At 39.3% G+C, this 22133-nt stretch carries 23 protein-coding genes; 19 read left to right on the plus strand and 4 right to left on the minus strand.

Annotated elements, in window-relative coordinates:
* Positions 1-91: 91 nt before the first annotated feature.
* The 18 genes from rpmH (at position 92) to CYO90_RS03045 (ending at position 16057) form a co-directional block, all read left to right on the plus strand.
* Positions 92-226, plus strand: coding sequence for a 50S ribosomal protein L34 (rpmH, locus tag CYO90_RS02960; protein WP_002940373.1), 135 nt, complete (start codon positions 92-94; stop codon positions 224-226).
* Positions 214-549 carry a ribonuclease P protein component gene (rnpA, locus tag CYO90_RS02965; protein WP_035142427.1) on the plus strand — a complete coding sequence of 112 codons (336 nt, stop codon included), beginning with the start codon at positions 214-216 and terminating at the stop codon, positions 547-549. Before rpmH ends, rnpA begins: the two co-directional genes overlap by 13 nt.
* Positions 546-887: a membrane protein insertion efficiency factor YidD gene (yidD, locus tag CYO90_RS02970; protein WP_103578381.1), complete on the plus strand. Its 342-nt coding sequence runs from the start codon at positions 546-548 to the stop codon at positions 885-887. The genes rnpA and yidD overlap by 4 nt, the downstream gene beginning before the upstream one ends.
* Positions 888-2444 carry a membrane protein insertase YidC gene (yidC, locus tag CYO90_RS02975; RefSeq protein WP_103578382.1) on the plus strand — a complete coding sequence of 519 codons (1557 nt, stop codon included), beginning with the start codon at positions 888-890 and terminating at the stop codon, positions 2442-2444.
* On the plus strand, positions 2441-3532 hold the full coding sequence (locus tag CYO90_RS02980; protein ID WP_103578383.1) for a Jag N-terminal domain-containing protein: 1092 nt from the start codon (positions 2441-2443) through the stop codon (positions 3530-3532). Before yidC ends, CYO90_RS02980 begins: the two co-directional genes overlap by 4 nt.
* Complete coding sequence (gene mnmE / locus CYO90_RS02985) at positions 3529-4854, plus strand: tRNA uridine-5-carboxymethylaminomethyl(34) synthesis GTPase MnmE (RefSeq protein WP_103578384.1); 1326 nt, start codon at positions 3529-3531, stop codon at positions 4852-4854. The genes CYO90_RS02980 and mnmE overlap by 4 nt, the downstream gene beginning before the upstream one ends.
* Before the next feature lie 41 nt (positions 4855-4895).
* Positions 4896-5477 carry an NAD(P)H-dependent oxidoreductase gene (locus CYO90_RS02990; protein ID WP_103578385.1) on the plus strand — a complete coding sequence of 194 codons (582 nt, stop codon included), beginning with the start codon at positions 4896-4898 and terminating at the stop codon, positions 5475-5477.
* A gap of 68 nt (positions 5478-5545) precedes the next feature.
* Positions 5546-6265: a hypothetical protein gene (locus tag CYO90_RS02995; RefSeq protein WP_103578386.1), complete on the plus strand. Its 720-nt coding sequence runs from the start codon at positions 5546-5548 to the stop codon at positions 6263-6265.
* 56 nt (positions 6266-6321) lie between these two features.
* Positions 6322-8511 carry a phosphoribosylformylglycinamidine synthase subunit PurL gene (gene purL / locus CYO90_RS03000; protein ID WP_103578387.1) on the plus strand — a complete coding sequence of 730 codons (2190 nt, stop codon included), beginning with the start codon at positions 6322-6324 and terminating at the stop codon, positions 8509-8511.
* 3 nt (positions 8512-8514) lie between these two features.
* On the plus strand, positions 8515-9564 hold the full coding sequence (locus tag CYO90_RS03005) for an SDH family Clp fold serine proteinase (RefSeq protein WP_002940400.1): 1050 nt from the start codon (positions 8515-8517) through the stop codon (positions 9562-9564).
* Position 9565: 1 nt separating this feature from the next.
* Positions 9566-10291, plus strand: a complete 726-nt coding sequence (locus tag CYO90_RS03010) for a TerB family tellurite resistance protein (RefSeq protein WP_103578388.1) — start codon at positions 9566-9568, stop codon at positions 10289-10291.
* The gene (locus CYO90_RS03015) at positions 10292-10858 is read left to right on the plus strand and encodes a hypothetical protein (RefSeq protein ID WP_103578389.1); all 567 of its coding nucleotides are present in this window, start codon (positions 10292-10294) and stop codon (positions 10856-10858) included.
* 18 nt (positions 10859-10876) lie between these two features.
* Positions 10877-11479: a hypothetical protein gene (locus CYO90_RS03020; RefSeq protein WP_103578390.1), complete on the plus strand. Its 603-nt coding sequence runs from the start codon at positions 10877-10879 to the stop codon at positions 11477-11479.
* A gap of 23 nt (positions 11480-11502) precedes the next feature.
* Complete coding sequence (gene purH / locus CYO90_RS03025; RefSeq protein ID WP_103578391.1) at positions 11503-13035, plus strand: bifunctional phosphoribosylaminoimidazolecarboxamide formyltransferase/IMP cyclohydrolase; 1533 nt, start codon at positions 11503-11505, stop codon at positions 13033-13035.
* Positions 13036-13112: 77 nt separating this feature from the next.
* Complete coding sequence (gene msrB, locus CYO90_RS03030; RefSeq protein ID WP_103578392.1) at positions 13113-14153, plus strand: peptide-methionine (R)-S-oxide reductase MsrB; 1041 nt, start codon at positions 13113-13115, stop codon at positions 14151-14153.
* Positions 14154-14226: 73 nt separating this feature from the next.
* Positions 14227-14565, plus strand: coding sequence for a hypothetical protein (locus CYO90_RS03035; protein ID WP_103578393.1), 339 nt, complete (start codon positions 14227-14229; stop codon positions 14563-14565).
* A 1-nt stretch (position 14566) separates the two neighbouring features.
* Positions 14567-15757, plus strand: coding sequence for a peptidase M50 (locus tag CYO90_RS03040; protein ID WP_103578394.1), 1191 nt, complete (start codon positions 14567-14569; stop codon positions 15755-15757).
* A 3-nt stretch (positions 15758-15760) separates the two neighbouring features.
* Positions 15761-16057, plus strand: coding sequence for a metal-sulfur cluster assembly factor (locus tag CYO90_RS03045; protein WP_103578395.1), 297 nt, complete (start codon positions 15761-15763; stop codon positions 16055-16057).
* A 263-nt stretch (positions 16058-16320) separates the two neighbouring features.
* On the opposite strand, the gene ftsZ is transcribed toward CYO90_RS03045, so the two are convergent.
* From ftsZ to CYO90_RS03065, 4 genes are all read right to left on the minus strand, one after another.
* Complete coding sequence (gene ftsZ / locus CYO90_RS03050) at positions 16321-17460, minus strand: cell division protein FtsZ (RefSeq protein WP_012001610.1); 1140 nt, start codon at positions 17458-17460, stop codon at positions 16321-16323.
* Between the two features lie 14 nt (positions 17461-17474).
* Complete coding sequence (gene ftsA / locus CYO90_RS03055; RefSeq protein ID WP_009293687.1) at positions 17475-18893, minus strand: cell division protein FtsA; 1419 nt, start codon at positions 18891-18893, stop codon at positions 17475-17477.
* A 5-nt stretch (positions 18894-18898) separates the two neighbouring features.
* Positions 18899-20356, minus strand: a complete 1458-nt coding sequence (locus tag CYO90_RS03060; protein ID WP_103578396.1) for a peptidylprolyl isomerase — start codon at positions 20354-20356, stop codon at positions 18899-18901.
* A gap of 139 nt (positions 20357-20495) precedes the next feature.
* Complete coding sequence (locus tag CYO90_RS03065; RefSeq protein WP_002940326.1) at positions 20496-21083, minus strand: class II aldolase and adducin N-terminal domain-containing protein; 588 nt, start codon at positions 21081-21083, stop codon at positions 20496-20498.
* A 126-nt stretch (positions 21084-21209) separates the two neighbouring features.
* On the opposite strand from CYO90_RS03065, the gene rsmH reads away from it, so the two are divergent.
* Positions 21210-22133 (plus strand): 16S rRNA (cytosine(1402)-N(4))-methyltransferase RsmH, encoded by a 924-nt coding sequence (rsmH, locus tag CYO90_RS03070; RefSeq protein WP_103578397.1) that lies wholly within the window; start codon positions 21210-21212, stop codon positions 22131-22133.

Raw genomic sequence — 22133 nt, forward strand, 5'->3', positions numbered from 1 at the left:
AAATTATAGTTTGTTTGGGCTGATTTATTCAAAGGAATTTAAGTATTGCTTTGATAAAATCGCACTTTTTATATTAACTTTAAGGATAGAAATGAAAAGGACTTATCAACCTCATAAAACCCCTAAAAAACGTACTCATGGCTTTCGTTTAAGAATGAAAACTAAAAATGGCCGCAAGGTTATCAACGCTAGACGTGCTAAAGGTAGAAAAAGATTGGCTGCTTAGCTGGTTTTGAGTCACTAAGTGACTCGAGAGAATTTTCTCAGGTTTATAAAGAGGCCAGCAAATGGCACTGCGACGCTTGTGTAGTTTTTTATAAACCTACAATTGAAAAAAAATTAGCAGTTGTTGCTAGCAAAAAAGTGGGAAAAGCAGTAGTTAGAAATAGAGCAAAGAGACTTTTAAGAGCTGCTTTTTTTTCTATTTCTAACGAGCTAAAAGATGGCACTTACATTATGGTCGCAAAAAATGGAATTACAGAAATTTCATTTGACAAAATTTGTAAAAATTTGAGCTGGTCTACAAAAAAAATGGGATGTCTAAAATGAAAAAATTTGCGATTAAATTTATCGCTTTTTATCAAAAATATATTTCCATACTTCTGCCAAAAAGCTGTCGCTACTATCCGACTTGCTCACAATACGCCATTTGGGAATTTCAAACAAACAGCTTTTTCTCTGCTTTTTTTGCAACATTCATGCGAATTTTAAGATGCAATCAACTTTTCAAAGGCGGTATCAACTACCCAATCATCCGCAAAAAATTTAACTCATGTTTTATATTTCAAAAAAGCGATGCCAAAAATGTAAATTTCTGGTTTATCCCTTGCCAAAATAGTAAATTTTATGTCGTAAAAGTATTAGATAAATTAAAGGAAAAAAATTAAATGGAACAGATGTCTATGCAAAAAAGGTTGTTTCTTGCAGCACTTTTGTCAATCGTATTTTTCATAGTATATGACTTTTTTATGCCAAAAAGAGCTCCGCTAGAGCAAAACCAGACAACGATCTCTCAAACAATGGATCAAAGCAAAGCCCCAGCCTCTACTAACGATACTCCAAAATCAAATGAAAATTTAGCTTCAAACGAGATAATCGCTACCATTAAAGGTCAAAGCTACGAAGCAAAGATAGATAAACTAGGTAGGATCGCAAAATTTTATCTCACTGAAGATAAGTATAGAACAGAAGATGGCAACAAAATCGAGCTTGTTTCACAAAATCCACTGCCGCTTGAGCTTAGATTTAACGATAGCACTTTAAATACTGATGCTTTTAAGGTTGCATATAGCAGTGACGCTAGCGAGGTAGATGCTAGCAGCGAGCCTAAAACTATAAAACTCACTCAAAATTTAGATGGTGTTACAGTCACAAAAAATATCAAATTTTACCCAAATGGTCGTTACGAGGTTGAAGTAAATTTAAGTAAAAGTGTTGATTATTTCATTTCTCCTGGCTTTAGACCAAATATCGCGATAGATAGCTACACAGTTCATGGTGTCATGCTTAGAAATACAGATGATAGCCTAAATATCATAGAAGATGGCGATGCAAAAGAGGTTAAAAACTATGCAAACACAACTATAGCAGCCGCATCTGATAGATACTACACAGCGCTATTTTACTCATTTAACAAGCCATTTGAAGCTGTTGTGGATAAAGATGCAAATAACAATCCTATCGTCTTTGTAAAGACAAACGATAGTCTAAAACTAGGCGCTTACATCGGACCAAAAGAGCATAAAATTTTAAGCTCGATGGATGAGAGGCTAAATGACGTTATCGAGTATGGCTGGTTTACATTTATAGCAAAGCCGATGTTTGCATTCTTAAATTTCTTGCATAACTATATTGGTAACTGGGGTTGGGCGATAGTTGTGCTAACGCTTGTTATAAGGATAGTTTTATTCCCACTTACATATAAGGGTATGCTATCGATGAATAAGCTAAAAGAGCTTGCTCCAAAGGTAAAAGAGATCCAAACAAAATATAAAGACGATAAGCAAAAGATGCAAGTCCATATGATGGAGCTATACAAAAAACATGGTGCAAACCCGATGGGTGGCTGCTTGCCGATCTTGCTTCAAATTCCGGTATTTTTTGCGATCTACCGCGTTTTACTAAATGCGATCGAGCTAAAAGGTGCTCCTTGGATACTTTGGATACACGATCTTTCAGTAATGGATCCATACTTTGTGCTACCTATTTTAATGGGTCTAACGATGTTTTTACAACAAAAACTTACACCAACGACATTTACTGATCCTATGCAAGAAAAGGTTATGAAATTCTTACCTTTGATCTTCACATTTTTCTTTGTGACATTCCCAGCAGGTCTTACGCTTTACTGGTTTGTAAATAACGTTTGTTCGGTCGTTCAACAAGTCTTTGTAAATAAACTTTTTGAAAAACATAAAAAAGCTGCGGAGGTAAAGGCTCAATGAAAATAGAAGCAAATACCCTCCAAGAGGCATTTCAAAAGGCAGCCGAGCAGCTTAACTGTTCAGTCACTGAGCTTGATATAAAGGTCTTGCAACATCCAAGTAGCGGAATTTTTGGATTTTTTAAAAAGACAGCGATCATTGAGGCAAATTTAGAAAATCAGCCAAAACCACAACATAAACCAAAAAATGATAGAAATTTTGCTAAAAAAAGTGATGAAAACGAGCCTGTAAAAGAAGAGAAAAAACAGAGCAAAAAACACGATCATAATGATAAAAAGCGAAATCCTAAAAAGCATAAAGATGAGAAAAATGAGGCTAAGTCTGAGCAAAAAGAGCATAAAAATGAAAAGCCAAATTTAAGCGAGAAAAACTCAGCTCTTGCTAAAGATGCCTTTGCTGAAAAGGGCGAAAAAGAGGCTGAAGAGCTAGGATATGTCATAAAAAGACTTGATGAGCCAAAAGAGCCAAAAGAGCAAAAAGAGACTAAAGTGGCAAAAGAGCCACAAGCTAGCAAAAGTGCTCCAAAAAATATCCTAGATACTTCAATCATCGAAAATTTCAACCAAACTGATGAAGAGAGCGCGCCTCAAGCTTTACCAAAAGAGAAAAAAGAGAAAGTTGTAATCGACTTTGATAAAATTTTACCTGAGATAAAAGAGGGTATGACACGTCTTTTTAAAGCAAGCTGCTTTGAGATAGACAAGGTAGAAGTTAGTAAATTTAACGATGAGACTGTGCTTATCGAGCTAGACGGTGCTGACGCGGCGCTACTTATCGGCAAAGAGGGTTATAGATATAAAGCGATCTCTTATATGCTCTATAACTGGCTAAATTCAAAATACAACCTCGCTATCCGCCTTGAGATCGCGCAATTTTTGCAAAATCAAGAAGCGATGATGGATCAATATCTAAATGGCGTGATCGAGCGTGTGCAAAATAGCGGTAGAGCCCAAACAAAGCCACTTGACGGAGTTTTGGTCAAGATCGCGCTTGAGAAGCTTAGAGAGAAATTCCCAGATAAATATGTCGGCATAAAAAGCGGCAATGACGGCAAATTTGTCGTCGTAAATGACTTTTTTAAAAAATGAGTGAAACTATCGCAGCCCTTGCCACAGCTTATGGCATCGGCTCAGTTTCTATCGTAAGACTTAGCGGCAAGGACGCTCTAAGCATCTCTTTAAAACTACTTAAACTTTCAAATTTAGAGCCAAGATACGCAAAACTAGCCAAAATTTACTCCCTTGATGATGAAATTTTAGACGAGGGTATCGTTATATATTTTAAGGCTCCTGCAAGCTTTACTGGTGAGGATATCGTCGAGTTTCAAACTCATGGCGGCGTGATGGTGAGCGAGAGAATTTTAAATGAGCTAATAAGAGCTGGCGCGAGGCTTGCTATGCCAGGCGAGTTTAGCAAGCGGGCATTTTTAAATGGCAAGATGGACCTAGCAAAGGCTGAGGCGATGCAAGGGCTTATCACTTCAAAAAGTGAGATCGCAGCTAAAATTTTGACCCGCCAGATGCAAGGTGATCTTAGTAAATTTGTAGGCGAGATCAGGGGCGAAGTGGTCAAAACTCTTGCCTTTGTTGAGACGATGATTGACTATGCTGATGATGATCTGCCTACAAATTTGCTAGAGCAGACTAAGCAGATGCTTTTAAAAAATAGTGAGAAGCTAGAGCGCATAGCCACTCTTAGTGAGCAAAGAAGGGGGCTAATAGATGGTTTTAAGATCGCTATCGTTGGTAAGCCAAATGTGGGCAAAAGCTCTATCTTAAACTCATTTTTGGCATACGAAAGAGCGATCGTTAGCGACGAAGCGGGCACAACTAGAGATAGGATAGAAGAAAATTTTAAGATCGGCTCGCATCTAGTTCGCATAATAGACACCGCAGGCATCAGAAAAGACGCTGGAAAGATCGAGCAAATCGGCATAAACTACTCAATCTCAGCCATAAACGAGGCCGACATCATCCTAGCTGTCTTTGATGGCTCATCTTTAAGCGACGAGCAAGATAAAGAGATAATAAAGCTCGTTTCTAACTCGAACAAAAAAGCCTTTTTTATCCTAAACAAAAGCGATCTTGCGTTTAAATTTGACATAAATTTGGACGGTGCCATCAAAATTTCTGCAAAAACTGATACGAGCGTAGTTTTAAAAGAGCTTGAGGGCTACCTCAAGACGCAAGATACCGACGAGATCATGCTAAGCTCAAACCGCCAAATTTTAAGCTGTAAAGAGGCGAGCGAGGCTTTAAAAAAAGCGTTTTTAAGACTAAGTGAAGAGGAGCTAGAAATTTTTGCTTACGAGCTAAATACCGCGATAAAGGCGCTTGCTAGTATCACAAAGCCATTTGAGAGAAGTGAAATTTTAGATGAGATGTTTAGCCATTTTTGTTTAGGAAAATGATACTTTTTTGGTTATAATCCGCGCTTTTTAAAGGAGAAAAAATGAAAATTTTACTTATAAATGGTGGTAAAAAATTTGGCCATTCAGATGGTAGGCTCAATCAAACACTTCACGATCTTGCATACGAAAAACTAGCAAAAATGGGTCACGAGGTAAAGCAAACCGTGATAGATCAAGGCTATGATATCGAGGCCGAAGTTGAGAAATTTCTCTGGATGGACGCGGTAGTTTGGCAGATGCCAGCTTGGTGGATGGGCGAGCCTTGGATAGTGAAAAAATATATCGACGAGGTCTTTACAGCAGGACACGGCAAGCTTTATACGAGTGATGGCAGGCATAGGGTTGATCCAGCCAAAAACTACGGCAAAGGCGGCTTACTAAATGGCAAGAAATTTATGCTAAGCCTTACTTGGAATGCCCCAGCCGAGGCATTTAGCGATCCAAATGAGTTTTTTGAGGCGCGCGGCGTTGATGGGGTTTATTTTCATTTTAGAAAGGCAAATGAATTTATGGGCTTAAAGTCGCTTCCGCACTTTATCTGCTGCGATGTTATCAAGATGCCAGATGTGCCAAAATACCTAAAAGAGTACGAGGCACATCTTGAAAAAGTTTTCAAAGCGTAAAAGATTTCTACTGTTCTTTAGCCATTTGTGCTAGAGAGAATCTAAATTTATATCTTGTGTGGGGAAAAATGAGGGCAAAATTTCTACTTTTAGCTGCTGTTATCTTTTTTGCTGGGTGCGCTAGCAAGCAAATTTTAAAGCCAAGCGATGAAGTAAATTTACTCTATCTTGAAAATAACGAAACCTTGCACGAGATGAAATTTAATAAGCTTCAAAACAGCCTAAATGACTTTAATAAATTTGCAAACATTGTTGGCAAGGCTGAGATAAAAGCAGCCGGAGCAAATGCAGAATTTAGCGCTCTTGGCGATCTCATGCAAGGTAGCGAAGCAGACAAAATGGTGCTTGTTAAAAATTTGGGCACAAACCATGAGCTCATCTTGTCAAATGCTAGTGATATAGAGGAGCTAGCAAATGCAAAAAATATCAAATTTTATGAAATTTCAAATAAAGCTATCAAAAGCGTAGTTTATAGCACAAAGAGCATGCCAGTTTGCGAAGCTTTTGCGAGTGGCAAAGAGGCGATAAAAGTAAAAAGTGTGACAAATCACCCTTTGAAAAATGGCTTTTTTGCGGTGATCTTAAACTCAGATATATCTAATGATCAAGGCTTTTTTCTAAGAGAGACGAGCTATTATTTCAACCTTTCAAGCGAAGATGAGGAGAAGATTAAGGCTGAGACGCTAACGCAAAATTTTTATAAAACATTTATCGAAAGTGACCTTGTAAATCAAGGCGAAATTCTCTCAAATGTGCTTTGTTTTAGTAAATTCCAAAAGGCTTTTTAGTAACTTTTTATAAGCAAGGTTGTAAAATAGCTTAAAATTCTTAAAAGGTTACATCAATGGATAAAGCTACCATACAAGCACATAAAATCAGCGACGAAGAGTATGAGGAGATCTTAAAAATTTTAGGCCGTGAGCCAAATTTACTAGAGCTTGGCATATTTTCGGCGATGTGGAGCGAGCACTGCAGCTACAAATCAAGCAAAAAATACCTAAACGGCTTTCCGACAAAGGCACCTTGGGTCATTCAAGGACCTGGCGAAAATGCTGGCGTCATCGACGTTGGCGACGAGGTTGCGGCTGTATTTAAGATGGAGAGTCACAACCACCCAAGCTTTATCGAGCCGTTTCAGGGCGCTGCAACTGGCGTTGGTGGAATTTTAAGAGACGTCTTTACGATGGGCGCAAGAGTCGTTGCGAACATGAACTCGCTTCGTTTTGGCGAGATAAGAGGCGAGGGCGAGCTAGCCAAAAAGCATAGGTATCTGCTAAAAGGAAGTGTCGCAGGTATCGGACACTACGGCAACTGCATGGGTATCCCAACGATCGGTGGCGAGACTACATTTGATCCTAGCTTTAATGGCAATATCCTAATCAATGCCTTCGCGCTTGGCCTTTGTAAAAGTGATGAAATTTTTTACGGCAAGGCTGAAGGTGTGGGCAACCCAGTCATTTATGTGGGCTCAAAGACTGGCAGGGACGGACTTGGCGGCGCTGTGATGGCGAGCGATAGCTTTAATGATGAAAATAAATCACTTCGCCCAACGGTGCAAGTAGGCGACCCATTTGCCGAGAAACTGCTTATGGAGGCGTGCTTAGAGCTCTTTAAAAAAGACTACATCATCGGCATCCAAGATATGGGTGCAGCAGGTCTAACAAGCTCTAGCTTTGAGATGGCTGGCAGAAGTGGCAGCGGCATGAAGATGTATCTAGAGCGCGTACCGATGCGCGAAGTTGGCATGACGCCTTATGAGCTAATGCTAAGCGAGTCTCAAGAGCGTATGCTAATATGCGCCAAAAAAGGCTATGAGCAAAAGGTGCTTGAAATTTTTAGAAAGTGGGACCTTGATGCTGAGATCATCGGCGAGGTCACAAGTAGCGGCGTGATGCAGCTTTACTGGCACGGTGAGCTTGCAGGCGAAATCCCTATCGGCCCACTTAGCGAGGCAGCTCCGGTGCTTGATCGTCCAGTCGCACGTCCAAAATACCTTGATGAGATAGCAAATTTACAAATTCCAAATAATGTTGATAACAAAAGCGCATTTTTCAAGCTTTTAAAAGAGCCAGAAGTGCTAAATAAAAGCTTCATCTACGACCAATACGACGCAAATATCCAGACAAATACCATAAAACAGCCAGGTCACTTAGGCGCTGCAAGTATCAGAGTAAAAGGCACTAAAAAGGCCGTCTCTATGGCTGCGCAGTGCGATCCTAGAGCAAATTTCGTTGATCCAAAAATAGGCGCTGCAAGAGCTGTCGCTGCAGCTGGCAGAAAGGTCGCGATGAGCGGCGCTGTGCCACTTGCGATCACCGACTGCCTAAACTACGGCAATCCGCAAAATCCAGAGGTTATGTGGCAGTTCAAAGAGGGATGTGAAGGCATAAAAGAGGCTTGCCGTGAGCTAAATACGCCAGTTGTTAGCGGCAACGTGAGCCTTTATAACGACACTGACGGCGTTAGCGTCTATCCAACGCCAGCCATCGTCACGGTTGGTGTAAATGAGGACGCAAATTTAAACCTAAAAAGCACATTTTTAAGCGAGGGTAGAGCGATTTACTTGCTTGGCGAGACAAGCGGAGAATTTGCAGCTTCGCTTTACGCAAAAGCGCTATTTAACGTGGTTGGCGGAAAGCTAAAAGAGGTTGATTATAAAGCTGAGAGAGCTCTTTGGGAGCTAGTGATAGAGGCAAATAAAGAGCAAATTTTAGAGTTTGCAAATAGCGTAGGCGTAGGTGGTCTTGCTATCACGCTGGCAAAAATGGCTAGCATCTCAAACATCGGCGTAAAATGTGAAGTTAAATTTAAAGAGCCAAATTTTATCTTTGATGAGAGCTTTTCAAGAGCGGTTGTGGGCGTAAAAGACGAGGCTAAATTTGAAGCGCTTGCGACTAAATTTGGTGTGAAATTTGAAAAGATAGGCGTTAGCGGAGGCAAGAGATTTAAGCTAAATGATATAGATGAGAGCTTAGAGGACGTAAGAGAAATTTATCTAAATGAGTTTGCAAAAATCGTAAAAAAGGAGGACTAAGAGATGTTTTCTAAAAAGGAAAAAGTAAGCGGAGAAAAGGAAGTAGAACAAAACGAGAAAAAGGGCGTGGCGAAGCCACCAGTGCTCTTTAGCGATACTCAAAATTTGATAAGTACGATCGAAAAAAGGCTAAATGCCCCTTTGATAACCTACTACAACTCAAACGCTGGTAATGTCTGTGGCAACGACGCAAGCGCAATGTATGAAATTTTAAAGGGTAAAAAGATAGATACTGCCTATCTTTTCATAAAAAGTGATGGCGGAAGCGGTATAGCTGCGCTTAGGATCATTAGCACCCTTAGAAACTACTGCAAAAATTTAATAGCACTGATCCCGTCAAACTGCGCTTCAGCTGCTACGATGATGGCGCTTGGCGCAAATGAGATCGTTATGGGGCCGCTTGCCTATCTAACGCCAGTTGATACCTCTTTAAAACACGAGCTAAGTCCTACAAACAAGGGCAACGAGCTTGTTAGCGTCTCTATGGACGAGCTTAGCCGTGTGGTGAAGCTTTGGAAAGAGCAGGACAAAGATAGACCAAATGACACAAACCCCTACAACTCGCTATATGAGTATATCCATCCGCTAGTTTTTGGTGCGGTTGATCGTGCTAGCTCGCTTTCGCTTAAAATTTGCTCTGAACTACTTAGATATCACATAGATGATGATAAAAAGATCGTTGAAATTTCAGAGCGTCTGAACGCAGACTACCCAGCGCACGAGTATCCGATACTCTTTCGTGAGGCGCAGGAGATCGGCCTGCATGTCAAAAAGATGGACGATGATCTAAACGAGATGCTTCAGGAGCTAACGCTACTTTACTCAGAGATGGGACAGCGTGCCTTTACAGACTACGATGAGAATAGCTATCACGATAACAACATCGCAAACATCATCGAGACAAACGGCAAGCAAATTTACTATCAGATCGATAAAGACTGGTTTTATCGTCCTGAGGAGCGCCGCTGGAACGTGATGAACGACGAGAGTTCATGGCGCAAAAATGAGCTGGTAAATGGCAAGATAAAAAATACGATCTATCACTTGTGGTAATATGTCTGGAGTCCTGTTTTTACTGATATTAGGCGGTGCGATATTTTTATTTATGAATGTCCAAATAGGTAGCAACCGCAAGAAACAAGCAAATGTAAATGAGGCTAAATTTCTAGTCTCACTGCTTGCAAAAGTCGCTAAAAGTGACGGCAGAGTGAGCGAGCTAGAGGCTAGGCTGATCACTCAAGTGCTAGATGATCTAAGCCAGAAAGTTAGCGGTGTGCGCGAGTATCTAAAAGAGGTCTATAACAGCCAAAAAGAAAATGTAGATAACGCCTATGAAACCGCCAGAAACTACAAGCGCGCGTTTAATCTAAACTACGATACCTGCGTGGCTAGGCTTACATTTTTTCTAAATTTAGCCTATATAGACGGTGAGTTTAACAAAAGCGAGCAAGACGTCATAAGAAATATCGCTTATGGATTTGGCATCGACAAAGAGACGCTTGATGAGATAATCTTTAAATTTGATAGCTTTTATGGCTCGAGATTTGGGGCAGACCATGATGAGATGAGCCAAGAAAACGATGCATTTGAGGTCTTAGGACTTAGCAAAAATGCAAGTCTTGAAGAGGTAAAGGCTCGCTACAAAGAGCTTGTGAGGCAGTATCACCCTGACATTTTGATGGGCAGAGGCGAGAGCAAAGAGGTGATAGAGCGCTCTACTAAGAAGCTTCAGGAGATAAATGAGGCTTATGGGAGATTAAAAGAGAAATTTGGAGTTTAGATGAAGAAATTTATTATTTTGCTGTTAGCGGTAGCTGGCTTTTGCAGAGAGCTAAACGTGAGCGATCTTAATGGAAATGAGATCAAATTTGAGCTAAAAGATAGCGCGCTTTATGAAAATGGCAAAAAGATCGGCGAGTACAATAAGACAAGCGCTGCTAGCATCATCCTAGCTGGCAGTGATGGCGTCGAGGCTGATTTTAAGGCAGTTAGAGCTAAAAATTTAAATGAATTTAAAGAGTATATATTTTCAGATGAGGGCGGCATAAAGGTGGTGAAATTTAGCGCTAAAAGCCCGATCTGTGAGGCATTTAGTAAAAAAGAGGCTGTAAATTTAAGCGTGCTAAGTTCAAGTTATTTTGGTGGCAAGCAAATTTCAAACTATGCCTTTAGTGTGGATATCGCAGGTGGCAAGCTTCAAAATTTAGTTAAAAAGAGCCACTTTGCAGTAAATGCTAGTGGCAAAAGTTTAGAAAAACTAGAAAATTTAACAGAAGAAAATATCAAAAAAGACACAGCCATGGGGCTACTTGTGCTTGAAAAAGCGATGTGTTTGGTGGAGAAATAAATTTAAAAAGGAAGACAAATGAAGGAAATTTTGTTAGCGGTTGTGATAGCGATAGGATTAAGCGGGTGTTTTGCTCCGCCAAAGCCTATGTATTTTAAGACGAAAGACAAGGTTGTCGAATATAGTTTTGACGACAAAGGTAAATTATATGAAGATGGAAAATTGCTCGGAGACTACACTAACATCTCACGGGCAACACAGGTGCTGCTTAGAGATGATAGTGGCAAATCCTATGTAAATTTCAATGTTTATAAAACAAAAGGTGTGAAGTCGGCAACTATATATCTGTTTGAGCGAGGATCGGAATTTTCTACTATCACAACAACGGGTAGTGGCGATAGTATTTGTTACTCTTATATGGCAGGAGAGAATTTAGATATTAGCGGATTTGCAAGTATTTATAACAAACAAGATATACTTTTTTCATACACTTTTGAGGGCACGTTAGACAAAAAAGAGTCCAAAATGCAAAAAATTAACGAATTGTATGTTAGTAGAAGTTTCTTAGATGCTAATGGTGGCGAGGAAAAATCAAAAGTGATTAGAGGAGAGATAATCAAGCTATATGCCTCTTATAAGCTAAAATTTATAAGAGATATTTTGAGTAGAGAGTGTAGATAGTAAAATTTAATAAAGGAGAAAAAATGAGAGCGTTGCTTAGCGTTAGCGATAAAGAGGGCATTGTAGAGTTTGCAAAGGGGCTAGAAGAGCTTGGCTGGCAGATACTTTCAACTGGCGGCACCTATAAACTTTTAAAGGCTGAGGGGGTAAAAGCCACTGAGGTTAGCGAATTTACGGCGTCGCCTGAGATGTTTGAGGGCAGGGTAAAGACCCTTCATCCAAAGATACATGGTGGCATCTTGCACAAACGCGATGACGCTACACACGTGGCTCAGGCAAAGGAGTATGGCATCGAGGGCATCGACCTAGTTTGCGTAAATTTATATCCTTTTAAAGAGACTACCATCAGGACCGATGACTTTGCTGAGATCATCGAAAATATCGACATCGGCGGCCCAGCCATGGTAAGAAGCGCTGCTAAAAACTTTAAAGACGTGCTCATAGTCACAAGCGTGCTTGACTACGATGAAATTGTAAAGCGCCTAAGAGAGAAAAGCGATGATTATGAGTTTAGAAGATCGCTGATGATAAAGGCGTTCGAGCACACAGCAGCCTATGATAGCATGATCGCAAACTATATGAATGATAGATTTAATGGTGGTTTTGGCGATGCTAGATTTATCGTGGGAAGCAAGGTTTTTGACACTAGATACGGCGAAAATCCACACCAAAAAGGTGCGCTTTATGAGTTTGATTATTTCTTCACAAACAACTTTAGAGCCCTTAAAGGCGAGGCAAGTTTCAATAACATGACCGATATAAACGGCGCTTTAATGCTTGCAACTAGCTTTGATGACGCGCCAGCAGTGGCTATCATCAAGCACGCTAACCCTTGCGGTTTTGCGGTAAAAGATACGTTGCTAGAGAGCTACGTAGCAGCGCTTAAGTGCGACCCGATCTCAGCATACGGCGGCGTGGTCGCGATAAATGGCACGCTTGATGAGGAGCTAGCTAAAAAGATAAATGAAATTTACGTTGAAGTAATCATCGCTGCAAATGTCGATGATGCCGCTCTTAAGGTATTTGATAGCAAAAAACGCATCAAAATTTTCACTCAGGATAATAAATTTTTAGTCCGTGCGGATGATAAATTTGACTTTAAACACGTTGATGGTGGATTTGTATTTCAAGAAAGGGACTTTGTAAAAGACGAAGAGCTTGAAAATATGAAGCAAATGAGTAAGAAATTTGCAACTGGTAGCGAGCTAAAAGACGCTCAGATAGCGTGGAAAGTGGCTGCGCTAACAAAGAGCAACTGCGTAGTTTATGTAAAAGATGGCGCGATGGTGGCTATTGGCATGGGTATGACTAGCCGTGTGGATGCTGCTCGTGCGGCCGTAGCGAAGGCAAAAGAGCTAAAGATCGATCTAAGTGGCTGCGTGCTTGCAAGCGAGGCGTTCTTTCCGTTTAGAGATAGCATCGACATTGCTAGCAAAGTGGGCGTAAAATGCGTCATCGAGCCAGGCGGTAGCATCAGAGATGATGAGGTGATAGAGGCTGCTGACGAGCACGGCATGTCGCTATATTTCACTGGCGTTAGACACTTTTTACACTAAAATTTAGGGGCGCTTTGCCCCTTACTTCACACTTTATAACTTTAAATTTTATATAATCCTTCAAAAAAGGAGCTCGCATGAAAAAGATATTAAATTTTCTCTTGGTTTTGGCGGTATTTTTGGGTGTAAATTTGATGGCAAAAGATGAGTTTTTAAAGGAGCAGACGATGGCAGGGCAAAATTTGAAAGAAATTTATTTAGCAGGTGGCTGCTTTTGGGGCATGCAGGGATATTTTAAAAAGATATTTGGCGTGGTGGATACAAAAGTAGGCTACGCAAATGGCAAGAGTGAGAGCACGAGCTACCGTGAGCTTCATGAAAGCGATCACGCCGAGACACTTTATGTCAAATTTGATGAAAACAGGGTTGCTTTGGCTGAAATTTTGGCTCATTTTTTTAGAGTGATCGACCCGACCTCGCTAAATAAACAAGGCAATGATGTCGGCAGGCAGTATAGAAGCGGGATTTACTATGTTAGCAAGGATGATCTGGCTGTCATTGAGAGCTTTATGAAGATAGAGCAAAAGAAATTTAAAGATAAGATCGTGGTCGAGGTTGCGCCACTTAAGAATTTCATCATTGCCGAGGAGTATCATCAAGACTATCTTGATAAAAACCCTTTTGGATACTGCCATATCGATCTAAATTTGGCAAATAAGCCGCTTTATGATGAGGCTAAATTTAAGCCGCTTAGCAAAGAGGAGCTAAAGAGAAATTTAAGCAGCGAGCAGTATGCAGTGACGCAGGAGGCGGCGACTGAGAGGCCATTTAGCAGCGAGTATGATAAATTTGACAAAAAGGGCATCTACGTCGATATCACCAGTGGCAAGCCGCTCTTTTCAAGCGCTGATAAATTTGACGCAGGGTGTGGCTGGCCAAGCTTTACAAAGCCTATCACGACAACGGCGCTTGCGTATAGTGAGGACAACTCTTTTATGATGAAAAGGGTTGAAGTGAGGTCGCAAAACAGCGATGCGCACCTTGGACATGTATTTGAAGATGGACCAAGCGATAAGGGCGGACTAAGGTACTGCATAAACGGCGCAAGCCTTAAATTTATACCGCTTGAGGATATGGCTAGGCTTGGATATGAGGAGTTTATCCCTTACGTAAAGTAGCTTTTGTTGAAGCAAATCAATGGTTTGAAAAGTTTAATCAGAGTATAATTCTCCAAAATCAAAAGGAGAAAAAATGAGTGAATTTTTCAAAAATGCAGAGCAGTTTAACGTCGATGGTGCGACGGTGCCGTTTTATAAATTTAGTGAAAATGGTGTAAGCTTTGTGGGCTTTGACTCACGTCCTTGCGTGCCGCCAGAACCTATGATGAACGCACTTTTGGCTATCAAATTTGCCGATAAAAACACAAAGATCGTGATGGTAAATCACAAATTTCCAGCTGGGCTCATCCCAAAGATAGAAAAGAGCTTTGATGTGGAGCGAGAGGACCTTGAGGGCGGGGCTGTGAAGATGACTTTTAGCCTAAAAGAGGGTGCGAGCATAGAAAACATAGACACTAGCCTTTGCCACTAATATGCTTTTAAACACTTATGCGCCGCCATTTAAGCTAGTTGGTGGCTACTTTATCGCTGGGATTTTTTTCTTAGCGCTTAGCGCCTCGGCCTTTTTTTACGCTGATTTTGAGGCGATTAGCTCGCTAAACACGGCTGGCTTTTTGCATATATTTTTCGTGGGCTTTGTGATAAGCATCATCATCGGAGCTCTCTATCAGCTAACCTCAGTCATCTTAGAAAAGCCATTTTTCACGGTCAAAGGAGCTATTTTAAATTTAGTCATCTTTTGCCTGTCGCTGCTTGCTATGAGCTATGCGATGGTATTTGGCGAGGCTAGGATTTTGCAAATCAGCGGAGTTTTTCTCTTTGGCACGCTTCTCTTTTTTGGCTCGACCTATGCGCTAAGCTTTATGGGTAATAAAAAAAGAAGCTTTGCAGCCTTTGCGCTCTTTGCCTCGGCGATATTTTTATTAGTTGGCATAACGCTTGGATTTTGCCTAGTGATGATACTTGGCGGCACGCTTGTGCTTGATTTTACTATGACGCTAAAATTTCACGTATATTTTGTGCTTGGTTTTGTATTTTTCGTGATACTTGGGGCTGCAAGCGTGCTTTTGCCGATGTTTGCTTTAGCTCATGATCTTAAATTTACACTTAGTAAGGCTTCGCTTGCCTGCTATATTTTGGCTGGGGTTTTGCTAGCGGTTGATGAAAATTTAGCCATTTTTGCAGTGGCTGTGGCAGCTTTACTTTTTATAGCTCAAGCGTTTTATATATTAAAAAAGCGCGTGAGAAAGGCATATGATTACTGGAATGTTAATATCGCACTTTCGCTGCTTGCTTTGTTTGTGGCTGCTATATTTATGATTTTTGAAAAGCTAAATTTGGCTGCGTTTTTTATGATATATGGCTTTTTGTTTGCCTTTATCGTGGCTCATCTTTATAAGATCGCGCCGTTTCTCATCTGGTATCACTATGTGGCGCCCTTTGTTGGCAAGGCAAAAGTGCCGCTACTTGATGCGATGATATTAAAAAAGGCGGCTTATTACGCCATAGCATTTAATGCCATTTCGCTTGTGTTCTACTATTTAGCGGTTAGCTTTGAAATGAGAAATTTGGTCTATGCAAGTATGATTTTTATGGCTTTAAGCGTCATTTTGCTTGCTATAAATATGATAAATGTTTTTAAATTTACAGGTTTTAAAGGATAAAAAATGAAAGAAAAAATTTATGATGCTCTGTCAAATATCGTTGATCCCGAGGTTGGCTTTGACATCGTTTCGCTTGGGCTCATATATGATGCGAGTTGCGATAAAAACGGCAAAGCAAAGGTGACGATGACGCTTTCAACCAAGTCTTGTCCGCTTCATGAGATGATACTTGGCTGGGTTGAAACGGCTGTGCTTGGTGTAGAGGGTGTAAAAGAGTGCGAGATCGACCTGGTTTGGGAGCCTGAGTGGAATATCCAAATGGCAAGTGACTTTGTAAAAGCACAACTTGGAGTGAATTAATAAATTTGGCTAGAAATTTAGCTTTGCTGGCAAATTTCTAGCTTTTCTGCTTAAGCTTCTACTTTAAATTTTAAAAATATCATAAAAGCGCGGTTAAATTTGTTCGGGGCTGCTTAAGCTCTTTAATAAATTTACAAATAAATTTATACAAGTAAAAGCTAAAAATAATGCGAGCTATATAGGTAATGGTTAAAATTTGAATATATAAAAAGGTAAATTGCAAGATAAACTTGCAATTTAACAGGAGAATTTTTAGTTAGGACTTAGTCCATTTGGTGACGAAGATATGATGGGATATCTAGCTGAGAGATATACTCGTCGCTATTATATCCACCACTTACTCTTCTTTTTAAAACGATATTTTTATTTAGAAGATCGTTTTCAGGCTCTTGGGCTATTTTTTTTTCTTCGCTTTCTTTTTCAGCACCTTTAAAACCTGTTGCGATGATAGTAACTTCGACTTTATTGTCTTCTATGTTTTCATCGGTTGTTGTACCAAAGATCACATCAGCATCGTCATCAGATGCCTCTTCGATCATTGACATAGCACTATGAAGATCATCAAGTGAGCAGTTTGGATGCATTTTAAAATGAACTAAAACGCCAAGCGCTCCGTTTATGTTCATGTTATCAAGCAGTGGTGATTGGATAGCATTTTTTATAGCTTCTTGAGCTGCACCCTCGCCATAAGCCTCGCCAACGCCCATTAAAGCATGACCTCTGTGGCTCATAACTGTTTTTACGTCAGCAAAATCAAGGTTGATATCGCTAACACCAGAGTCAAGCACGATAGAGCACATACCATTTACCGCTCTTGCAAGCACTTCATCAACCATTTTAAAGCTCTCTTTGATGCCTGATTTTTTGTCTATCAAAGTTAAAAGTCTGTCGTTTGGTATGATAACGATAGAGTCGCTCTCTTTTCTAAGCTCGCTTAGACCGATATCAGCTAGCTTGCTGCGCTTTTTACCCTCAAATGAAAAAGGCATAGTCACAACAGCAACTGTTAGCGCACCTATCTCTTTTGCAGCTTGTGCAACAACCGGAGCAGCGCCTGTACCTGTACCACCGCCAAGACCTGAAGCGATAAACACAACATCAGAAGTCTCAAGAGCACTTTTTATCTCTTCGTAGCTCTCTTGTGCAGCCTCTTTGCCAACTTCTGGTCTCATGCCAGCGCCAAGACCTTTTGTCTTTTTCTCACCAAGCTGTATCTTTGTGTGTGCAGGAGAATTGTCAAGTGCCTTAGCATCTGTGTTTGCTATCATTAGATCGATGTCTAAATTTGGATTCTCTCTTATGATGTGGTTTATCATATTACCACCACCACCACCTACACCTACTACCTTTATCTTTGCGCTATATAGGCTCTTGTTCTCTTCGATTGTGAAACTGTTGCTCATTGTAAAAATTCTCCTCAAAATAGTTGCGTCATGCTGTGCCAAAATTTCTTTAAAGCACTTGGTTTTTTTTCTTGCTTACTTATATCAGCGATATTTGCAAGCTCGTTTTTGTTGTTTGTTTGTTCTAAATTTATATCCATATTTACAAGCTCAATGCCCTCTTCAAAATCATCTTTATTCTGTTTTTTTGTTTCAAATTTCTCTTTTTTCTCTTCTTCAAAAATATTGAAATTTGTTTTTGGCTTTGATCTTAACTCACCTTTATATCTCATCTTTTTTTCTGAGTCTATCTCATAAGGTGTAAATTCACCAGCGCCATACATGCAAAGTCCTATCGCACAAGAATTTGCTGGATCTCTTAAAATCTCATATAAACCATCCATCTCTTTTGGTCTAGCGATCCTGACTGGCATGTTGTCAAATATCGCAGAAGCTAGGTCTTTTAACCCATCAAGCTTTGTCATGCCGCCAGTTAGTACTATGCCAGCGCCAACAAGATCTTTATATCCACTATCTTCAAGCATATTTGCAAGCACCATCACAGTCTCTTCTGCTCTAGCTGAGATGACATTTGATATAACATCAAGTGAAACTTCGTGAGTTTTTTGCTCATCGCCAAGTCTTGGAAGCTCGATAAGATCAACTGATTTATTTACCAGCTTGCCATATTCTAGTTTTATCTCTTCAGCTTTTGGCAAAGGAGTATGAAGTGCCATTGAAAGATCTATAGTTATATTTGCAGAGCCAACGTGTAGATATGAGTTATATCTTAGTGAATTTCCAGCGTGCACTACCATATTACATGTCTCGCCACCCATATCTATAAGAGCAACACCAAGTTCTTTTTCATCTTTTGTTAGTGTTGCTATGGCTGAAGCGTAACCAGAAAGAACTACATTATCAACCTGCACACCTGCTAAATTTACAGCTTTTCTTAGATTGCTAAGTTGTGATTTTTGAATACTTATGATATGAGTTTGCACTTCAAGTCTAGTGCCATTCATGCCGATAGGGTCTTCTATAAATTCTTGTCCATCCACTTTAAAGTTGTAAGGCAATACATGAAGTTTTTCATATTCTGGTGAAGTCTCGGCATTGTGATCTGCCATCTGCATAGCGCGCTCTATCTCTTTTATACCTATTTCATGATTTGGTATATTTACTACGCCGCTGCTATTTACACTTTTAGTATATTTTCCAGATATCGAAACTACTACTCTTTCGTAGTGTGTGCCCGCAACTTTTTGCGCTTCTATGAGTGCATTTTTGATAGATTTTGCAGCTAGTTCAATGTTGTTTATAGCACCCTTTTTTATACCTTGTGCTTTTTCTGTACCTATTCCTATTATCTTTATGCCATCATCATTTTGCTCTGCTATAACAGCACAAATTTGAAATGATCCGACATCTATGCCTAAAATTCTAGTACTCAAAATTTTTACCTTTTGACATATTCTTTAACTTCATAATATTTTAGAAGTTTGTTTGTTAAATCTTTTATCAACTCGTTGTTTTTAAGCATTGCAACATTTTGTTGTGTTATTTGCTTATAGTTGTTATTTATATTGTTAGTAAGCAATCTTTGTTCCAAAATATCGTACACTACGGCTTTATCATCTAATATAACATAACCTTTTGTATTGTTAGTGTCAAAAAGTTGAGAAACAAAAGCTCTTGTATCGCTCTCATTTAAGCCAGCAATAGAGCCATTTACCTCTCTGCTAACAAAGCCAACATCTGCGCCTTTGAAGTTTTGTAGAGTATCTTTTGCTTTTGCTGTTAAAATTTCTTTTTCTTTTTTACTTTTATAAATTTCAAGCACATTAGCTCTTGCTTGTTCAAAGCTCATAGGTTGTGGAGGAGTTATGCTTTTTATTCTAGCTATCAAATAGCCATCTTTGTAGATAAATGGTTTTATCACTTCGCCAACTTTTGCACCCTTTATCTCATCAAGTGAAAAAGTAGCATTGTCTTCATTTACACTTATAAAACCATTAGTTGCAAGCTCAGCTTTTTTAACAGCGACATACTTTTCTAAAGCGTTAGTTTTGCTTTGCTCTATGTTATAGTCTTTATTAACCTCAGCTTTTACCTCGCTAAAAGGTTTTATCTTGTCATCAGAACCCTTATATTTATCTTGGTTCTCGTTATAGTAAGATTTTAAAACGCTTTCGTTTGCATCGCTTTTTTCTGACTCGACAAAGTATGTATCTATACCATAAAGTGTCTTTGTCATATAGTTATTTTTATTTATCTCCCAAAGATCTTTTAGCTCTTTCTCGTCTACTTTGATCTCGTTTTGATCAGCATTTACTACTTGTACGGCTAATTTATCTTGCATGAAAAAGCTAGCTTCCATCATGGCGATATCTTCTTTGCTAGCAGGTAAATTTAAAATAGTTCTAAGTTTATCTAGTAAGATAGTTAGTTTTAGATTGTCTTCAAAATCAGTTGGGTTTATTCTGGCTCTTCTTAGCACATCGTAGTATAAATTTTTGTCAAAAACGCCGTCTTTTTGAAATGTTGGATCGACGATTATATATTTTAAAACATCGTCTTTATTAACGCTTAGACCGATATCGTCTGCGAAATTTAATAGTAAATTTTCTTGAATAGCAGCTTGAAGTGCAGCATTTTCTAAACCTAACTCTTCAGCTTTCTCTTGAGTTAGTTTGCCTTCAAATACATTGTTGTAGTACTGATATAACCTATCGTATTTTTGTTGCAACTCTTGAACGCTTATATTTCTATGTCCTACTTTGGCTACCGAAGTAGCTCTGTTGCTGTTTAGATCGTATGCGCCCCAGCCGACAAAACCAGCACCGACAAAAGCTATCGTGCTTACCCAAATTGTCACGACTAGGTATTTTTTATGTTTTTGCATCCAAGATAACATTAAGTTCTTCCTTTAAAATACTAACAAAGCTTGTGCGATATTTTATAGAAATTTGGCTTAAATAAGCTTAAAATGGGGCTTTATAAAAACGTTTCTTGCTAAATTTTTACTAACATTTTTTATCTTTGTTAGCAAAAATTTAAATGCTAAAATCGCTGTAATCACCAGTAAAATGAAGTAGTTTGCAGCTGTTTTCTAACAAAGCTATATCTTTTGCAAGTAGCTGAGGGCTCCTGCTATACGCGTAAACGCCGTATCCTTTGATCACGACGACGTTAGTATTTTTCTCTATCATCGCTCTATAAATTTCTGTCTCAGCACGCTCATACCAGTCGTCAAACTGCTTTGGATCATAGACTAAAATTTCATTAAATCTCATGCATCCAAAATAGTCTTTTGGTGCGATCTTTTCATGTTTCATTGCATAAGCTGTCACGTATGGAGGCATGGCGTAGCAGACAAATTTTGCTTCATTTATGTTTTTGTAGATATTTAAGTGTATATCAGCATCTAAGCTCGCATCATTCCAGCGGTAGTCTTTTTTTGATGAAAGAAGCGTTAGATCACTATCTTGCAAGTCGTCAAAAATGGCACTTTGCTTGTTGATGATAAATTGATTTTTTTCTACTCTTGCCGAGATAGAACCATGAAAAACACCAAAAAAATTCTTTCTAAACATTGAAAGAGATATCTTTTTTATCTCATTTGTTGAGTGCAATAAGTCCATTTTTTCTCCTATGTTTGGGTGATTATATTTAAGCTATCTTAAAATTTGTGTAAAATTTTATGTAATGATAGCTTTTTAAGTAAAATTTCGATAAATTTTCACACTAATTTCATTAAAGAGGCAGTGTTGCAAAGTCCGCATATTAGCGTTTTACTTGACGAAGTTTTATCATTTTTTAAAGACCTGCGTGGAAATTTTATAGATTGCACGCTTGGATATGCTGGACATTCTAGTGCCATTTTGTCTCAAAATGAAAATCTAAATTTGATCGCTTGCGACAAAGACAACGAAGCTATAAATTTCTCGCTCAAAAAACTTGAGCCATTTGGCAGCAGAGTTAAAATTTATAAGAGCAATTTTTCTGAGCTTATTAGCAAACTTAGTAGCGATGAAATTTCAAATGTTAGAGGGATTTTAGCTGACATTGGCGTTAGCTCTTTGCAGATAGATAAAGATGATAGGGGCTTTAGCCTTGGCTCAAGCGCGCTTGATATGCGCATGGACAAAGAGCGAGGATTTAGCGCCTATGACGTGGTAAATGGCTACTCGTTTGATGAGTTAGTTAGGATTTTTAGGGATTACGGTGAGCTAAAAAATGCCTCTGGGATCGCAAATAAGATAATAAATGCTAGAATTTTAGGCAAGATAACAAGAGCAAAAGAGCTTGCAAACATAATAGGCACAGCCCAGATAAAAGGGCGCGGTGTTAGCCCTGCGATCCTTGCTTTTCAGGCGATCAGGATAGAGGTAAATGGCGAGCTAGATGAGCTAACAAATTTGCTTGATAGCATAGAAAATGGTGGTTTTAAAGATTGCTTGGTGGCGATCATAACATTTCACTCGCTTGAAGATAGGATCGTAAAAGAGCGCTTCAAAAAGTGGGCAAACAGCTGTATCTGCCCGTCTGGCATCTACCGATGTGAGTGCGGAAACAACCACGAACTAGGCGAAATTTTAACCAAAAAACCACTAACAGCAAGCCAAAGTGAGCTAGCACAAAACTCACGAAGCAAAAGCGCAAAACTGCGTGTTTTTAAGATAAAAGGATAA

The sequence above is a fragment of the Campylobacter concisus genome, assembly GCF_002913745.1.
GTDB classification, from domain to species: Bacteria; Campylobacterota; Campylobacteria; order Campylobacterales; family Campylobacteraceae; genus Campylobacter_A; species Campylobacter_A concisus_R.

Coding starts and splice junctions, on each gene's coding strand:
- CYO90_RS03005 (WP_002940400.1), top strand. CDS start 8,515: ATGTTTTCTAAAAAGGAAAAAGTAAGCGGAGAAAAGGAAGTAGAACAA.
- CYO90_RS03010 (WP_103578388.1), top strand. CDS start 9,566: ATGTCTGGAGTCCTGTTTTTACTGATATTAGGCGGTGCGATATTTTTA.
- CYO90_RS03065 (WP_002940326.1), bottom strand. CDS start 21,083: ATGGACTTATTGCACTCAACAAATGAGATAAAAAAGATATCTCTTTCA.
- CYO90_RS03020 (WP_103578390.1), top strand. CDS start 10,877: ATGAAGGAAATTTTGTTAGCGGTTGTGATAGCGATAGGATTAAGCGGG.
- rpmH (WP_002940373.1), top strand. CDS start 92: ATGAAAAGGACTTATCAACCTCATAAAACCCCTAAAAAACGTACTCAT.
- ftsZ (WP_012001610.1), bottom strand. CDS start 17,460: ATGAGCAACAGTTTCACAATCGAAGAGAACAAGAGCCTATATAGCGCA.
- CYO90_RS02990 (WP_103578385.1), top strand. CDS start 4,896: ATGAAAATTTTACTTATAAATGGTGGTAAAAAATTTGGCCATTCAGAT.
- purH (WP_103578391.1), top strand. CDS start 11,503: ATGAGAGCGTTGCTTAGCGTTAGCGATAAAGAGGGCATTGTAGAGTTT.
- CYO90_RS03015 (WP_103578389.1), top strand. CDS start 10,292: ATGAAGAAATTTATTATTTTGCTGTTAGCGGTAGCTGGCTTTTGCAGA.
- CYO90_RS02995 (WP_103578386.1), top strand. CDS start 5,546: ATGAGGGCAAAATTTCTACTTTTAGCTGCTGTTATCTTTTTTGCTGGG.
- CYO90_RS03045 (WP_103578395.1), top strand. CDS start 15,761: ATGAAAGAAAAAATTTATGATGCTCTGTCAAATATCGTTGATCCCGAG.
- mnmE (WP_103578384.1), top strand. CDS start 3,529: ATGAGTGAAACTATCGCAGCCCTTGCCACAGCTTATGGCATCGGCTCA.
- purL (WP_103578387.1), top strand. CDS start 6,322: ATGGATAAAGCTACCATACAAGCACATAAAATCAGCGACGAAGAGTAT.
- CYO90_RS03035 (WP_103578393.1), top strand. CDS start 14,227: ATGAGTGAATTTTTCAAAAATGCAGAGCAGTTTAACGTCGATGGTGCG.
- msrB (WP_103578392.1), top strand. CDS start 13,113: ATGAAAAAGATATTAAATTTTCTCTTGGTTTTGGCGGTATTTTTGGGT.
- CYO90_RS03040 (WP_103578394.1), top strand. CDS start 14,567: ATGCTTTTAAACACTTATGCGCCGCCATTTAAGCTAGTTGGTGGCTAC.
- CYO90_RS02980 (WP_103578383.1), top strand. CDS start 2,441: ATGAAAATAGAAGCAAATACCCTCCAAGAGGCATTTCAAAAGGCAGCC.
- yidD (WP_103578381.1), top strand. CDS start 546: ATGAAAAAATTTGCGATTAAATTTATCGCTTTTTATCAAAAATATATT.
- CYO90_RS03060 (WP_103578396.1), bottom strand. CDS start 20,356: ATGTTATCTTGGATGCAAAAACATAAAAAATACCTAGTCGTGACAATT.
- yidC (WP_103578382.1), top strand. CDS start 888: ATGGAACAGATGTCTATGCAAAAAAGGTTGTTTCTTGCAGCACTTTTG.